This window comes from Pseudomonas sp. T1.Ur (assembly GCF_023516725.1).
GTDB classification, from domain to species: Bacteria; Pseudomonadota; Gammaproteobacteria; order Pseudomonadales; family Pseudomonadaceae; genus Aquipseudomonas; species Aquipseudomonas alvandae.
Genome location: NZ_JAMGSN010000001.1, coordinates 1,560,688 through 1,574,944, shown reverse-complemented (window position 1 = coordinate 1,574,944; position 14,257 = coordinate 1,560,688). Strand labels below are relative to the sequence as shown.

The following is a 14,257-nucleotide window of genomic DNA, read 5'->3' as shown; positions in this document are numbered from 1 at the left end:
GCGGCCAACCGGGAAAACCGAACCAGAGTGACTGGGATTCAAATCAGGGTTAATCGAACATTTGCCGCCACCGGGACCTGTCGTCATCCGGCGCCTGAGAAATACCCGAGCCCGGCATCCTAGCACAGATGAACGGTCATCGCCGCCTCCGGATGGAAGCGCGCGTAAACTCACGTTTTTTATGCCAAAGTGCTGAACCGAAGCGCCTGCAACGCCTCAGATAACAAGACATCGACCCCAAAAGGAGCATCCTCGCATGCGTCTGAATACACTACTGGCAGTAGTCGCCCCCCTCGCCCTGCTGCTTCCGCCGGCCGCCCACGCCGAATGGCCGAAGGGCGAGCGTGAAAAATACATGGCCCAGTGCACTGAAGCGGCCACTCCCCAGATTGGCGCAGCAGCGGCCAAGTCACACTGCGCCTGTGGCGCCGACGCGATCAAATCCTATCCGGCCAGTGACATCCAGGCGTTGATGGACAACAAGGCCACCCCTGAACTGCAGCAGAAAGCGCTCGGTCAAATCGCCAAATGCAAGGCCAATCCACCTGCGAAAAAATGAATAATCGGTACCGCGCAAGGCCCTCGGAGCCGATAAAAAGGGCCGAATAAACGCTTTTTCGTACGATTTTTTCAGGTTTTTCAGCTTTTTTTATCGTCTTTACTTTCGACTGAAAGCCTTTGAAACCGGGGCTTTCAGCCAATTCGGACGATAGAGAAAACACGACTGATTGGCAAACAGCTCGTCCGGGGGGCTCCCAAATCGAACATTTCGACTATGATACCCGGGTGTGCCCAGTTGGCCTGAGCAGCACAGTACACTGAAAATATATGTTTCTTGGAGATACACCATGTCTAATCGCCAAACCGGCACCGTTAAATGGTTCAACGATGAAAAAGGCTTCGGCTTCATCACTCCTCAAGGTGGCGGTGACGACCTGTTCGTACACTTCAAAGCTATCGAAAGCGACGGTTTCAAAAGCCTGAAAGAAGGCCAGACCGTTTCCTTCGTGGCTGAGAAAGGCCAAAAGGGTATGCAAGCTGCACAAGTTCGCGCAGAGTAATTTCCCGGCGCGCTAAAAAAACCCCGTCCAAGTGACGGGGTTTTTTATGGCCGGTCGAAAACCGGATCAGCCGCAGTTCACCCGATTGATCACCAGGTTGGCATCGGTATTGAGGTTCAGGCGATCGGAGCGGTACTCAAGGGTCACCATGTCGTTGGGCTTGAGAATACGAGCAATCTGCGCACCCGCACGAGTCCGTGCCTGCTCCAACAACTCCGGCGAGGCCTTCTTGCCGATCGCAAACTCGGCAGACTTCGCTTCGCAGCGGTCATGGCCGGTCTCTGCCGCCGCAGGTTCGGGGGTCGATTCCGAGGTGCTGCTGCAACCGCTCAACAGCGCGACGGCCAGCAAAGTACTCAGTGACGCGAGCTTCCAAGGCATGAAGCCTCCTTTCTTGATTGATAAACAGAGAGCGTGCGACAACCCAAACGGGGCTTGGTTTCAGCACCGTTGCCATCCGCCAGGGCAAAGCTGGCAGTTTGCCTGAGCCCACTAACCTGTTCAGCCCAGAATCGTGACTGGATATGAACGCGGCTCAATAAACGTCGATGTAATCGAAAGGCGGATTCGGCCAGTTGTCCTTCAATGCGTTGTAGATCTGCATGACCCAGACCTCATCGCTGGCAGCGACCCGGCCGACGTATCCCGAGCCCTTCGCCCAGGTCTCGAGTCGAAACCGCAAGCCGCCGATATCAGCACCACCGACCACACCCGAAGACAAATAGGCGATACCGTTCTTGGTCACGCGCAGCTGTGTATGCTCGTCGTCACTCGCCGAGGCCAGCAATTGACGAACCGCCTCGACGGTGAGGCCGTCAGGAGCATTCAAATCGATCTGCACGGCGGGACTCCCTTGAAAAATAAAAAGACGAGTGTCGCACAGCCCTCCCACGATGCCTAAGTCGCAGTGCCAAATCCCTGGCAAAAATGTTTAACTCAGCCTACCGACCTCCAACTCGCGAGCCCTACCATGAGCACCGTCAGCATCGAAGCCACCATCAATGCCAAATGGTCGGAGGGCCATAGTTCCTATAGCCCGGGCAGCCCGGAGGAACTGGCAGTCATCTGCATAGAATTGTTGGTGAGAGAATTGGGAACGGAGGTCGCCCGCGACTTCATCCAGCAGGCGTTCGAACGCTACCCGAGCATCGTCGACGCGGTGGATTGAAACTCATGTGCCCGCAGGTCCAGGCCGCGGGCACATGGCCAGGCAGGTTACTTCAGGCGCGCCAGGCGCTCGGTCAACAGGTCAAAGAAGCCCTGGGCATCGCCGTCCTTCACCCAGAAGGCATTTTTCGGTGCCCCCAGACCGTCATACCAATCAACAATGGTTTGCCCGAAAGTCGGGCCCTCACGACTGTCCACCACAAGGTTGACCGAACGACCGCTAAACAGTTGCGGCTTGAGCAGATAGGCAATCACCGTCGCGTCGTGCACCGGTCCACCCGTCATCCCGTAGTGCTCCATGTCGCCCTTGACGTATTCATTGAGAATATCGCCGACCAACTTGCTGGCGTTGTTGTTGAGCGCCGCAATCTGCTTCAGGCGTGCCTCGCTGGTGAGGATCTTGTGGGTCACGTCCAACGGCAGATAGGTCAGCTTCACGCCACTTTTGGCAACCACTTCGGCCGCCTGGGGATCGGCGTACAGATTGAACTCGGCTACCGGCGTGATATTGCCGCCGTTGAAATGCGCGCCGCCCATGATGACTACTTCCTTGATGCCCTGGACGATGTCCGGCTCCTGGATCAGCGCAAGCGCGAGGTTGGTCTGCGGCCCAAGCATGGCGATGGTGATGCTGTGCGGCTTGGCGGCCTTGAGGGTGTCGATCAGGTAGTTGACCGCATTGCCCTGGGCCAAGCCTTTCTTCGGCTCATGCACGGTCACACCCGACAGGCCTTCCTTGCCATGGATGTTTTCCGCGTAGATCGGTGTACGCATCATCGGCTTTGGCGCACCGGCATAGACCGGGACCTCTTCGCGCCCTGCCCACTCCCGGGCCAGGCGCGCATTGCGAGAAGTCTTGTCCAGGCGCACGTTGCCTGCGACGGTGGTCAATGCGCGGATATGCAATTCTTCGGGCGACGCCAGGGCGAACAACAGCGCAACCACGTCATCGGCGCCCGGGTCGGTGTCGATGATCAGGTCGATTTTTTCTGCCGCCTGGGCGCTTGCGGTGGTGATCAGGGACAAAAGCAGCAGACTCCGCAGCAGTTGATGGACTTTCCGAGCATAGCGGTGCATGGCGCACTCCTTGTGCAGGTGGGTAAGACTCAGAACGTGACGCCCGCGACCAGCACCACGTTGCAATAGGGAGAGCACTCCCCCGTGCGAATAATCGCCCTCGCCTCGCGGCTGAGCAGCTTGAACTGTTCGTGGCTGACCAGCTCCCGCGAGCCCAACGCGCCTTCGGCATGCAGCGCCTCCAGCGTGGCCAGGGCCGACGGTTGCTTATCAACGATTTCCTTGGCCAACACGTGGCTTTCAACCTGCATTTCGCTGAGCACCACCTTCAAGGTACTGACGAAATCAGGAATACCATGGGTCAGCGCCAGGTCAATCAGCTCGACGTGTGGCGGGACCGGCAGGCCGGCGTCGCCAATGACCACTTTGTCACCATGGCCGAGGGACGCAATCAACCGTGACATGGCCACGTTCAGCAACGGAGTCTTTTTCATGATTCGAACGCCTGTACTTCCAGCAAAGTGGGGATGGAGGGTTGAGCGCCCGCGCGAGTGACCGACAGCGCAGCGGCGACCTGACCAAAACGAATCGCCTCGACTTCGTCCTTGCCGCTCGCCAGCGCGGCTGCGAAGCCACCGACAAACGTATCGCCGGCCGCCGTGGTGTCCACGGCCTTGACCCGTGGCGCGGGGAAGTGCTCGAAGCTCGAACCGTTGGCGAACATGAGCCCCTGGGCTCCCAGCGTCACAATCACTTTGCCGGCACCGGCGGCGATCAACTGCGTCGCGGCGGCTTCGGCGGTTTCCAGGGAGTCCACCGCCAGACCACTCAAGACCATCGCTTCGCTTTCATTGGGGATCAGGTAGTCGACGTACGCGTACCACTCGGCCGGCAGCGCACGGGAGGCCGGCGCCGGGTTGAGGATGACGGTCTTGCCGAGTTCGCGTCCGCGCTTGAGCGCATGCCCCACAGTGGCATCCGGCACTTCGAGCTGGCAGATGATGACATCGGCGCTTTGCAGCACGGCGTCGAAACGCTCGAGCACCGTTGGCGTCAGCTCGCCATTGGCCCCGGCGACGATGACGATCGCATTCTGGCTGTTGTCATCGACCACGATCAGCGCCACACCGCTGGAGCCGTCCACGACGCTGACCGCCTGGCAATCGATGCCCTCGGCCAACAGCGCACCGCGCAATTGCTGGCCGTAGGCGTCACTGCCGACGCAGCCGACCATGGACACCTGCGCCCCCAGGCGCGCGGCGGCCACCGCCTGGTTGGCGCCCTTGCCGCCTGGAATGGTCGAGAAGGATTCTCCGATCAGGGTTTCGCCACCGCGAGGCAGACGCGGTGCACGGGTCACCAGGTCCATGTTCAGGCTGCCTATTACCACTACGTTTGCTGGCATTGCTTCATTACTCATCTATTCGGTTCAGCGGTACTGGGCGAATGTGCCGGACAGCGGTGCAGTCGATTCTCGCAGGACAATGCTCGGCGTCACGATCCGCTGGTCAGTGACGAGCCCCGGCGTAGCGATGCGTCGCAGCAAAACTTCTGCCGCCATTTCGCCAAGCTGCAGGATCGACTGCCCCACCGTGGTCAGCGCCGGGTAGACATAACGGCTCATCTGGATGTCATCGAAGCCGATGATCGACAGCTCGCTGGGCACGCGCACATTGCGTTCGGCGGCGGCGCGCAGCGCACCGATGCCGATCATGTCGTTGGCGGCGAAAATCGCGCTGGGCGGTTGCTGCTCAAGCAACTGCGCCGCGGCCCGATAGCCGCCGGTACTGGTGAAATCACTTTCGAGCATGCGCTCCACAGGCAGCTCGATCCCCGCCTCTTTCAGCGCACGGCAATAGCCCGCCAGGCGCATTTGCGCCACGCTGGTGTCCGCCGGACCACCAATGAAGGCAATGTCACGATGGCCCAGCTCCAGCAAGTGCCGAGTCGCCAGGTACGCGCCGTACTCGTGGTCGATGCGCACCAGGTCCGCGTCCACGCCATCAAGCCCACGGTCGACGATCACCATGGGCGTGCGCACGTTGGCCAGCCCTTCGGCCAAGCCGACATCGCCCCCGGCCGAGGCCACGATCAGCCCGTCGATGCGTTTCTCCAGCAGCACCCGCAGATAACTGCGCTGCTTGTCCGGGTTGTCGTCGGAGTTGCAGAGGATCACGCAGTAACCATTGCGCTCGCAGTAATCCTCGATCCCCCGAGCCAGTTCGGCGAAGTACGGGTTGAGGCTATTGGGCACCAGCAGGCCAATGGTTGCCGTGGTCTTGGCCTTGAGCGAGCGCGCCACCGCGCTGGGCACGTAGTCCAACCGCTCGATCGCCGCCTCGACCTTTCGTCGCACCTCGTCACTGACCGGCCGCGTCTTGTTCACGACGTGGGACACGGTCGTGTAGGAAATGCCTGCGAGCGCCGCCACATCCTTGATCGTCGCCATGGTTCAAGCCCGCCGACTGGCGCGCTGGCTGCGGTACGTATCGAGCACCACCGCCACCACGATCACTGCGCCGGTAATGATGCGCTTGGTCGGCTCGGTGGCGCCGATCTGGGCCAGGCCCGCCGCCAACACTGAAATGATCAGCACGCCGAAGAAGGTGCTGATCACCGAGCCACGCCCGCCCATCAGGCTGGTGCCGCCGATCACTACAGCGGCGATGACTTGCAGTTCAAGCCCTGAACCGGCGTTCGGATCCGCCGCTTCCAGGCGCGAAATCTGGAACAGCGCCGCAACGCCGGCCAGCAAGCCCATCAGGCTGAACACCAGGATCTTGTAGGGTTTTGGATTGATGCCGGCCAGGCGCACGGCTTCCTCGTTGGTGCCGATGCCGATCAGGTAGCGGCCGAACACGGTGCGGGTCAGCACCGCCTGGGCAATGAAGATCACCAGCAAGGCGATGATGAACGAAGGTGAAATGCCAAAGGCGATCGGGTTGGACAGCCAGGCGAACGAGTCGCCGATGTAGGCGGTCCGCGAACCGGTCATCTGGTACGCCAGGCCCCGGGCCATTTCCAGCACGCCCAGCGAGACGATGAACGATGGGATACGCCAGGCCACGGTAATCGAACCGGTGACCGTCCCCGCCAACGCCGCCACGGCCATGCCAAGCAAGGCCGAAGGCCAGACGCTCCAGCCCCAGCCGAGCACCGCCACGCTGACTGTCGAGGCGGCGAGTGCCAGCACCGATCCCACCGACAGGTCGATGCCACCGATGATCAGGATAAAGGTCATGCCGACGGCCAATACCATCAGGTCCGGAATCTGGTTGGCCAGGGTGCTGAAGGTGTCATAGGACAGGAAGTGGCTGCTCAGGACCGAGAACAGCGCGACCATGGCCAGCAACGCGCCAGCCAGGCCCAGGTAGGTGCCGAGGCCATAGAAATTGCCAGTGGATTTGCCAGCGGCAGGTGCGGTTTTCATGAGAGATCCCTAGGCGCTGCTTCGTTGAGCAGCGCATCACGTTTCTGGTAGCCGGCGAACGCGGCGGCAAGCAGGTCATCCTGGGTCCAGCTGTCGCGCTCGAAGGTATCGATCAGGCGCCCGGCAGACAACACGCCGATGCGGTCACAAATCAGCATCAACTCCCGCAGGTCGCTGGAGACCACGACCAGCGCCTTGCCCTGGCGAGTCAACTCACCGAGCAATGCATAAATGTCGAATTTGGCGCCAACGTCGATACCACGGGTCGGCTCGTCGAACAGAAGCACCGAGCAATCGCGCTCGAGCCAGCGGCCGATCACGACTTTTTGCTGATTACCGCCGGACAGTTCGGACACCAATTGCGTCGGGCTGGAGCTGCGGATGCGCATCGCGTCGATCTGCCGCTGCGCCAACGCCACCTCGGCGCTGCCATTGACCAGGCCGGCGCTGGAAATCTCCGGCATGTTTCCCAAGGCGATATTCGCCGCGATGGATTGGGTCAGCAGCAGGCCTTCGCCCTTGCGATCCTCGGTGATCAAGGCGATGCCATGGGCCACCGCATCGGCCGGCGACCGAATGCTGACGACGCGGGCCGGTGAACCCAGCGCCACGGTGCCGCTGTCGGCCGCATCGGCGCCGAAGATCAACCGCAACAACTCGGTGCGCCCAGCCCCGATCAGCCCGGAGATGCCAAAGATTTCACCACTGCGCACTTCAAAGGATACGTCGCGGACCTTGTCGGACCGGGTCAGGCCCTTGACAGTCAGCGCTGGAGCACCGATCTGCCGTGGGCCCAGGTCGATGTGCTCGCCCAGCTCACGGCCGACCATCAGCGTGACCAATTGCTCGCTGTTGTAGTTGGCCATCGGCTCGACGCAGACCAGGTTGCCGTCGCGCAGCACCGCAATGCGCTGGGCGACCCGCGCCAACTCTTCGAGGCGATGGGAGATGTAGATGATCGACACGCCGCGAGCCTGCAGGCGCGTGATTTGCTCAAAGAGCATTTCGACTTCGCGGGCCGTCAACATCGCGGTCGGCTCATCGAGAATCAGCACATGGCAATCGCCGATCAGGTTGCGGGCGATCTCGACCATTTGCTGATGGCCGATTCCCAGCTCACCGACCAGGGTGTCGGGATCGATTGCGTCGAGCCCCACCTGGGCCATGGCCTCGACCGCCGCCTTGCGCAGCTGCTTGCGGCTGATCCAGCCACCGTGGCTGGGCAGGTTGTCGAGGAACAGGTTCTCGGCCACGGAAAGGGTCGGCAGCAGGTTGAGTTCCTGCATGACCATGCGTACACCCAGCGATTCCGCCTGGGTCCGGCTGCCGGGGCGGTAATCCTGCCCCTGGAATTGCATTTGCCCGGTCGTTGGCGTGACCAGGCCACCGATAATCTTGGACAAGGTACTTTTGCCGGCACCATTTTCGCCGGTCAGCGCCAGCACTTCACCGCGCATCAACGTCAGGTTGATATCGCTCAGTACCGGCTGGGCATAGGTCTTGCCGATACCGCTGACGCACAGGACAGCGTTCGGGTCGCGAACGGACATAACAAACTCTCCAATGCGCTCGCCCGGACGGGCGAGCGCCGTTGTGTCGCCAGGATAACTACTTGGTCACCAGCTCGACCGGAGTTTCGATGACGCCGTTGGCGCCGCTGTCGACTTTTTCACCCTTGAGGATCTTCAGCGCGGTCTCGATACCGAACACAGCCTGCTTGGCAGCGAACTGGTCAGCCGTGGCCAGGACACGACCGTCCTTGAGCATCGGCTTGATGGCATTGATGTTGTCGTAGCCGACCACTTGTACCTTGCCTGCCTTGCCAGCAGCGCGCACGGCCGAGACCGCGCCAACCGCCATGCTGTCGTTGCCGGCCAGCAGCGCCTTGATGTTCGGGTATTCGCTGAGCATCGACGAGGCAACCTGGTTGCCCTTGTTGATTTCCCAATCGCCCGATTGCAGGGAAACGACCTTGACCTGCGCCGCCTCCATCGCATCCTTGAAGCCTGCGGTGCGCGCCTGGGCATTGGTGGTGGTCGACACGCCTTCGATAATGCCTACCTCGTCACCAGCCTTGAGCTGCTTGGCCAGGTATTCCCCCACCAGGCGAGCACCCTTGCGGTTGTCCGGACCTACGAACGGCACGTTGATGTTCTTGCTCTTGACCACCGCCGGGTCGAGCTGGTTGTCGATATTGATCACGGTGATACCGGCGTCGACGGCTTTCTTGATCACCGGCACCATGGCCTTGGAATCGGCAGGCGCGATAATCAGCGCATCGACTTTGGATACGATCATCTGTTCGACGATGCGAATCTGATTGGCGGTGTCGGTTTCATCCTTGATCCCGTTGGAGATCAGGTCGAAATCGGCGGAGTGTTCCTTTTGATACGCCTTGGCGCCATCTTCCATGGTCAGGAAGAATTCATTGGCGAGGGACTTCATGACGAGCGCGACCTTGGGTTTTTCCGTGGTCTGGGCGAGCGCCGAGGAGAAAGGCAGCGCTGCGGATGCGGCCGCGAGCATGGCGACGGCGAGAAGGCGTCCAGCGAATGGCAGCTTCATGGGTTCACTCCGATTTTATGATTATTGTGAGCAAAAATCGTCGCACGGCAATCGCGCAAACGTTTGCGTGGAATGAACTATGGTAAAGCATCGGCGTTTTGTCAACGTCCCGTTTTCATCCGGAACGCCATCGATCAAGCCGTGGTGTTGACCAGCGAACCCGAGCTGGAATCTTTCGCCAGCTCCTTGATCAAGCTGCCCGTAACTTGCTGCAGCGCGCCGGTGGTGTCGGCGATCTGACCCTGGATCGACAGGATAGCAGTCGCCTTGGCTTCAGGCGTCGGATAAGGACGCGCCTGTGCCGCGGCAAGTTGCTGTTGTTGCTCGCGCAGCTGTTGTTGAAGCTCCTGCATGCGCTTGAGCAATATTTTTGTGGCGATGCTTTGGTCGCTGTCGCTTTTTTCGGTCTTGCTCTGGGCTTCGGTCGCCAGATTCGCACGGACCTTGCCAGGCGCTTGCGTTTCGCCAAGGGCCTCGTCGGCTGCGTCGGCACTCGCCTCGCTCAAGGCATTCAATGTGGCTGCGGATTTTCCGCCAATGGTGACGGCGGCGGCATTTGGAAAGCCGATAGAAAGGGACATGTCTCGCTCCGTGAAAAAATTTCCTACAAACAAGATCGTCCGCCAGGGAATTTTCTTTAGGCTTCTGGCGGAATCTGCTGCAGACAGAAGATCTTTCTCAATAAAAAAATCCCTCTTCCTACATCAAAACGCAAAAAGCGCTGTCAGACGATTTTCTTGATTTTTAAGCAGTTGCGTAAATGCCTACAGTTAAATACTGTATGCACGTACAGATTAATAAGGATAATCCTGTGGCCACGCCCTCCGCTGCAACTACTCCCTTAGACTCCTATACACGACTCGGTCTTCGGGTCTCGAAAATCATCAATTCCCCTACCGCACAAAAAGCCAAGGCCGCGCTGATCTTCCGTCTTCCTGATGAGCCGATGGATGAGTGGGAACGGCTGTTGGAAGAAATCGACGAGAACGACAACGTCACCCTCGCTTATCGCGACGATGGCGGCGTGCAGGTTTTCTGGGTTGTGCCGAAGGAAGATTGAGCCTGATGATTGTTCGCTGTTTAGCTTTATCGCTCGTCTTCGTTGCCATGGGCGCGCAAGCCGCTGCTCCCCGCACCTTCAACGAAGCCAAGAAAGTCGCCTGGAAACTCTACGCCCCGCAATCCACCGAGTTCTACTGCGGCTGCAAATACACCGGCAATCGGGTGAACCTGGCGGCCTGCGGTTATGTGCCGCGCAAGAATGCCAGTCGCGCCGCGCGCATCGAGTGGGAGCACATCGTGCCGGCTTGGCAAATTGGCCATCAGCGTCAATGCTGGCAACAGGGCGGGCGCAAGAACTGCACGCGCTACGACCCGGTGTACCAACGGGCCGAGGCCGATCTTCACAACCTGGTGCCCAGCATTGGCGAGGTCAATGGCGACCGCAGCAATTTCAGCTTCGGTTGGTTGCCGGTGCAGAAGGGTCAGTACGGCTCATGCCTGACCCAAGTGGATTTCAAGGCCAAGAAAGTCATGCCCCGCCCTTCCATCCGGGGGATGATCGCCAGGACGTATTTCTACATGAGCAAACAGTACGGCCTGCGCCTTTCGAAACAGGACCGGAGCCTGTATGAAGCCTGGGACAAGACCTATCCCGTGCAGGCCTGGGAACGCCAGCGCAACCAGAGCGTTGCGTGCGTGATGGGTCGCGGAAACGAATTCGTCGGCCCGGTGGACCTGAAGGCCTGCGGCTGAACACTTGGAAAACAAAAGGCCCCGGACGTGCGCGTCCAGGGCCTTTTGTTTGTCCGCCTGTTTATCGTGCTGGCGGATAACCCACAACCTGAGTCTCGATGTTGCGCTTCTTGGCGCGGACCAGGGCAGCGGTGATCTGCTCCTGCTTCGCTTGAGCCTCGGCCTCGGAGCCCAACGGCCCGACCAGAACCCGATCCTTGCCATTTTCCCGGACCACAGTGGACATGAAGCTGTGCTCGATCAGCCATCCGGTGAGATCGCTGACGGCCTGGGGAGTCTCGCCGCGAACCTCGACCGCCCATTGCGGCGCCGCAGCGGCCGCCGGCGTGGAGCTCGCCACTGCTTTCGGCTTGGGTGCCTCGACGTCGCGCCCTTCCCCACATCCAGCCAGCGCCAGTACCGCGATAACCCAAGCCAATTTACGCACAACGATTCCCTCGCAAGACATGAAGCGCGGATTTTAGCATCCACTCTCACCAGGAACGCCCCAGGTTTTGTATGAAAAATGCCTGCGCGACGATCAGGCTGCGTTGAAAACAGGCTTGGATGCTCATTGACAGACAGTCAAGTCGAACGCGACCCCGGCCGCTCCTCGCCTGTTTTCGCCTTGCCTGATCGCCGCTCGGCAACTTTTCATACAAAGCCTAAACAGTACGCAAAACACGAGAATCCTGTCCGGCGTCTCTGTATAGTCGCACCCTGGGAATTAATGCTGCGTCTGCACGTCAGAAAGAGGCACCCACATTGTGACACTTAGCACTAATCTATAAGCAGTACCGACATCTGCACTGTCTGAATCAGGTGCCCTATAAAGCTATCAAGGAGAACACCATGCTGATACTCACCCGCAAAGTCGGTGAAAGCATAAACATTGGTGACGACATCACGATCACCATTCTGGGCGTAAGCGGCCAACAAGTCCGGATCGGCATCAACGCCCCGAAAAACGTTGCAGTGCATCGTGAAGAGATTTATCAGCGTATCCAGGCCGGCCTTACCGCCCCGGACAAGCCTCAAACGCCCTGAGCCTTGCCGCAGTCCGCAGCCAGCCCGCTTGCATCACCGCAAGGCTGGCTAAAGATGCATATCGACCGCGCCTCGCCCTGCCCCATCCGTCTTGACCTCGTCCAGCCGTGAAACCGATATTAATGGCTTGCCTCGTAGCATGGCTGTCAGACGTTTCGTTTTAATGGCGATGAAGCAGGCGTTCGTGGCCGGTCAACCCAAACTCACGCCGCGAGCCATCCCCGTGGCGGCGATCACCATCAGGATCAACAGCAACGCCTCCAAATGACTGATCCGAGCAAAGCGCCCCGCCCTTGACGGATCGATCGCGCCCCCTTTGCCGAGGGCTATCCGCCATTTGATCAGGGCGATCATCGGCGCGATTTCAAGCAACAGGATCACCACGAACAGCGTCATCTTCAGATGAAACAGCGGCTGATGCAGGTAATAGTCAGCGCCTTTTTCGTACCCGCCGAAAGCGCGCATCCCACCCGTTACCAGCAACACCAACGCTGACAGCCCCCATACGTTGTCCGCAACCAGGACATTGCGAACCACGTCAGCGCCCCCTGCGAAGCGGCGCAACGCCGTGCCACGGGTCAGCACCGCCCAGAACCCGAGGGCGAACGCCAGGAGATGGATGGCCGCGAGAGACCAATGAGCGAGCATGGAAGGACTCCTGTCAGAGGATGTCGAATTGACCTGACAGTACTAGCTCATAATTAATCGATTGCCAGGTTGGAATGCAAAAAACTGTGGGAGCGAGCTTGCTCGCGATGGGGATATATCAGCAGACAAACATGCTGACTGACACTCCGCCATCGCGAGCAAGCTCGCTCCCACAGTGGGCATTGCGCTTCTAAGAGATCTTAATCCGCCAATCGCCAGGTCGTCCCGCCCTTCCCGTCTTCCAGCACCACGCCCATGGCGGTGAGCTGGTCGCGGATGCGGTCGGATTCGGCCCAGTCCTTGTTGGCCCGCGCTGCCAGGCGCGCCTGGATCAAGGCGTCAACCTCGGCGGCGTCCACGCGGCCTTCGGCGCCAGCCTGCAGGAAGTCATCGGCTTCGAGCTGCAACACACCCAGCACGCTGGCCAGTTCCTTCAAGCGCGCGGCCAAGCCTGCCGCCGCATCAAGATCGCTCTCACGCAGGCGGTTGATCTCACGCACCATCTCGAACAGCACCGCGCACGCTTCCGGCGTACCAAAGTCGTCGTTCATCACTTCGGTGAAACGCACCACGAACGCTTCGCCACCGGCAGGGGGCACGGCGGGCAGGCCCTTCAACGCGTGGTAGAAACGTTCGAGGGCGCCCTTGGCGTCCTTGAGGTTGTCTTCCGAGTAGTTGATGGCGCTGCGGTAGTGACTGGACACCAGCAGGTAACGCACGACTTCCGGGTGGTACTTGTCGAGCACGTCGCGGATGGTGAAGAAGTTGTTCAAGGACTTGGACATCTTCTCGCCATTGATGCGGATCATGCCGCAATGCATCCATGCGTTGGCGTAGGTCTTGCCGGTGGCCGCCTCGCTCTGGGCGATTTCGTTCTCGTGGTGCGGGAATTCCAGGTCGCTGCCGCCGCCATGAATGTCGAAGGTCTCGCCCAGGCAGCACGTCGACATCACCGAGCACTCGATGTGCCAGCCCGGACGCCCGGCGCCCCATGGCGAATCCCAGCTCGGCTCGCCCGGCTTGGCGCCTTTCCAGAGCACGAAGTCCAGCGGGTCTTCCTTCGACTCGTCGACTTCGATGCGCGCGCCGATGCGCAGGTCTTCGATCTTCTTGCGCGACAGCTTGCCGTAGCCCATGAACTTGGCGACGCGGTAGTACACGTCACCATTGCCCGGTGCGTAGGCGTAGCCCTTGTCGATCAAGGTCTGGATCATCGCCAGCATGCCTGGAATGTGGTCCGTGGCACGGGGCTCCAGGTCCGGCTTGAGGATATTGAGGCGCGCCTCGTCCTCGTGCATGGCCTTGATCATGCGCTCGGTCAGCGCATCGTATGGCTCGCCGTTTTCACGGGCACGGTTGATGATCTTGTCTTCGATGTCGGTGATGTTGCGCACGTAGGTCAGGTCATAACCACTGAACCGCAACCAGCGGGTCACCAGGTCGAAGGCGACCATGCTGCGACCATGGCCGATGTGGCAGTAGTCGTACACGGTCATGCCGCAGACGTACATGCGGACCTTGTTGCCATCCAGCGGCTTGAAGACTTCTTTGCTCTTGGTGAGCGTGTTGTAGATCGTAAGCACGGGGT

Annotated in this window: 19 protein-coding genes; 6 read left to right on the top strand and 13 right to left on the bottom strand. The window is 60.0% G+C overall.

Features of this window, described 5'->3' with window-relative positions; genetic code table 11:
* Positions 1-256 precede the first annotated feature (256 nt).
* Together M8Q45_RS07320 and M8Q45_RS07315 are read left to right on the top strand one after the other, a co-directional pair.
* Positions 257-559, top strand: coding sequence for a hypothetical protein (locus M8Q45_RS07320; protein WP_249874132.1), 303 nt, complete (start codon positions 257-259; stop codon positions 557-559).
* A 289-nt stretch (positions 560-848) separates the two neighbouring features.
* A complete protein-coding gene (locus M8Q45_RS07315) occupies positions 849-1,061 on the top strand; it encodes a cold-shock protein (RefSeq protein ID WP_007905882.1) in 213 nt (70 codons plus the stop codon).
* 66 nt (positions 1,062-1,127) lie between these two features.
* On the opposite strand, the gene M8Q45_RS07310 is transcribed toward M8Q45_RS07315, so the two are convergent.
* Both M8Q45_RS07310 and M8Q45_RS07305 read right to left on the bottom strand, forming a co-directional pair.
* On the bottom strand, positions 1,128-1,442 hold the full coding sequence (locus M8Q45_RS07310) for an I78 family peptidase inhibitor (RefSeq protein ID WP_030142130.1): 315 nt from the start codon (positions 1,440-1,442) through the stop codon (positions 1,128-1,130).
* Between the two features lie 154 nt (positions 1,443-1,596).
* The gene (locus M8Q45_RS07305) at positions 1,597-1,902 is read right to left on the bottom strand and encodes a hypothetical protein (RefSeq protein WP_249874131.1); all 306 of its coding nucleotides are present in this window, start codon (positions 1,900-1,902) and stop codon (positions 1,597-1,599) included.
* A 129-nt stretch (positions 1,903-2,031) separates the two neighbouring features.
* Here M8Q45_RS07305 and M8Q45_RS07300 point away from each other — a divergent pair, with 129 nt between their 5' ends.
* Positions 2,032-2,229 (top strand): hypothetical protein, encoded by a 198-nt coding sequence (locus tag M8Q45_RS07300; protein WP_030142128.1) that lies wholly within the window; start codon positions 2,032-2,034, stop codon positions 2,227-2,229.
* 47 nt (positions 2,230-2,276) lie between these two features.
* Here the strand turns inward: M8Q45_RS07300 and M8Q45_RS07295 are convergent, their stop codons facing one another.
* The 8 genes from M8Q45_RS07295 to M8Q45_RS07260 form a co-directional block, all read right to left on the bottom strand.
* Positions 2,277-3,305, bottom strand: a complete 1,029-nt coding sequence (locus M8Q45_RS07295) for a nucleoside hydrolase (protein ID WP_249874130.1) — start codon at positions 3,303-3,305, stop codon at positions 2,277-2,279.
* Between the two features lie 29 nt (positions 3,306-3,334).
* Positions 3,335-3,739, bottom strand: a complete 405-nt coding sequence (rbsD, locus tag M8Q45_RS07290) for a D-ribose pyranase (RefSeq protein WP_249874129.1) — start codon at positions 3,737-3,739, stop codon at positions 3,335-3,337.
* Entirely contained in the window at positions 3,736-4,650 is a 915-nt protein-coding gene (rbsK, locus tag M8Q45_RS07285) for a ribokinase (RefSeq protein ID WP_249874128.1), read from the bottom strand. The genes rbsD and rbsK overlap by 4 nt, the downstream gene beginning before the upstream one ends.
* Before the next feature lie 24 nt (positions 4,651-4,674).
* Entirely contained in the window at positions 4,675-5,694 is a 1,020-nt protein-coding gene (locus M8Q45_RS07280) for a LacI family DNA-binding transcriptional regulator (RefSeq protein ID WP_030142124.1), read from the bottom strand.
* A 3-nt stretch (positions 5,695-5,697) separates the two neighbouring features.
* Positions 5,698-6,675 (bottom strand): ABC transporter permease, encoded by a 978-nt coding sequence (locus M8Q45_RS07275; protein ID WP_030142123.1) that lies wholly within the window; start codon positions 6,673-6,675, stop codon positions 5,698-5,700.
* Entirely contained in the window at positions 6,672-8,225 is a 1,554-nt protein-coding gene (locus tag M8Q45_RS07270) for a sugar ABC transporter ATP-binding protein (RefSeq protein WP_249874127.1), read from the bottom strand. Before M8Q45_RS07270 ends, M8Q45_RS07275 begins: the two co-directional genes overlap by 4 nt.
* A 58-nt stretch (positions 8,226-8,283) precedes the next feature.
* Positions 8,284-9,240, bottom strand: a complete 957-nt coding sequence (locus M8Q45_RS07265) for a sugar ABC transporter substrate-binding protein (RefSeq protein ID WP_181287823.1) — start codon at positions 9,238-9,240, stop codon at positions 8,284-8,286.
* Positions 9,241-9,374: 134 nt separating this feature from the next.
* Positions 9,375-9,821: a hypothetical protein gene (locus tag M8Q45_RS07260; protein ID WP_249874126.1), complete on the bottom strand. Its 447-nt coding sequence runs from the start codon at positions 9,819-9,821 to the stop codon at positions 9,375-9,377.
* 179 nt (positions 9,822-10,000) lie between these two features.
* Between M8Q45_RS07260 and M8Q45_RS07255 the strand changes: the two genes are divergently transcribed.
* Together M8Q45_RS07255 and M8Q45_RS07250 are read left to right on the top strand one after the other, a co-directional pair.
* Positions 10,001-10,300 carry a DUF1654 domain-containing protein gene (locus M8Q45_RS07255; protein WP_249874125.1) on the top strand — a complete coding sequence of 100 codons (300 nt, stop codon included), beginning with the start codon at positions 10,001-10,003 and terminating at the stop codon, positions 10,298-10,300.
* Positions 10,301-10,305: 5 nt separating this feature from the next.
* On the top strand, positions 10,306-10,995 hold the full coding sequence (locus M8Q45_RS07250; RefSeq protein ID WP_030142118.1) for an endonuclease: 690 nt from the start codon (positions 10,306-10,308) through the stop codon (positions 10,993-10,995).
* 61 nt (positions 10,996-11,056) lie between these two features.
* Here the strand turns inward: M8Q45_RS07250 and M8Q45_RS07245 are convergent, their stop codons facing one another.
* A complete protein-coding gene (locus tag M8Q45_RS07245) occupies positions 11,057-11,422 on the bottom strand; it encodes an SPOR domain-containing protein (protein ID WP_249874124.1) in 366 nt (121 codons plus the stop codon).
* Positions 11,423-11,826: 404 nt separating this feature from the next.
* Here M8Q45_RS07245 and csrA point away from each other — a divergent pair, with 404 nt between their 5' ends.
* Complete coding sequence (gene csrA / locus M8Q45_RS07240; RefSeq protein WP_003179932.1) at positions 11,827-12,021, top strand: carbon storage regulator CsrA; 195 nt, start codon at positions 11,827-11,829, stop codon at positions 12,019-12,021.
* A gap of 192 nt (positions 12,022-12,213) precedes the next feature.
* Here csrA and M8Q45_RS07235 read toward each other — a convergent pair whose 3' ends face one another.
* Together M8Q45_RS07235 and cysS are read right to left on the bottom strand one after the other, a co-directional pair.
* Positions 12,214-12,669: a DUF2214 family protein gene (locus tag M8Q45_RS07235; protein ID WP_249874123.1), complete on the bottom strand. Its 456-nt coding sequence runs from the start codon at positions 12,667-12,669 to the stop codon at positions 12,214-12,216.
* A 200-nt stretch (positions 12,670-12,869) separates the two neighbouring features.
* Entirely contained in the window at positions 12,870-14,252 is a 1,383-nt protein-coding gene (cysS, locus tag M8Q45_RS07230; RefSeq protein ID WP_249874122.1) for a cysteine--tRNA ligase, read from the bottom strand.
* Positions 14,253-14,257: the final 5 nt, after the last annotated feature.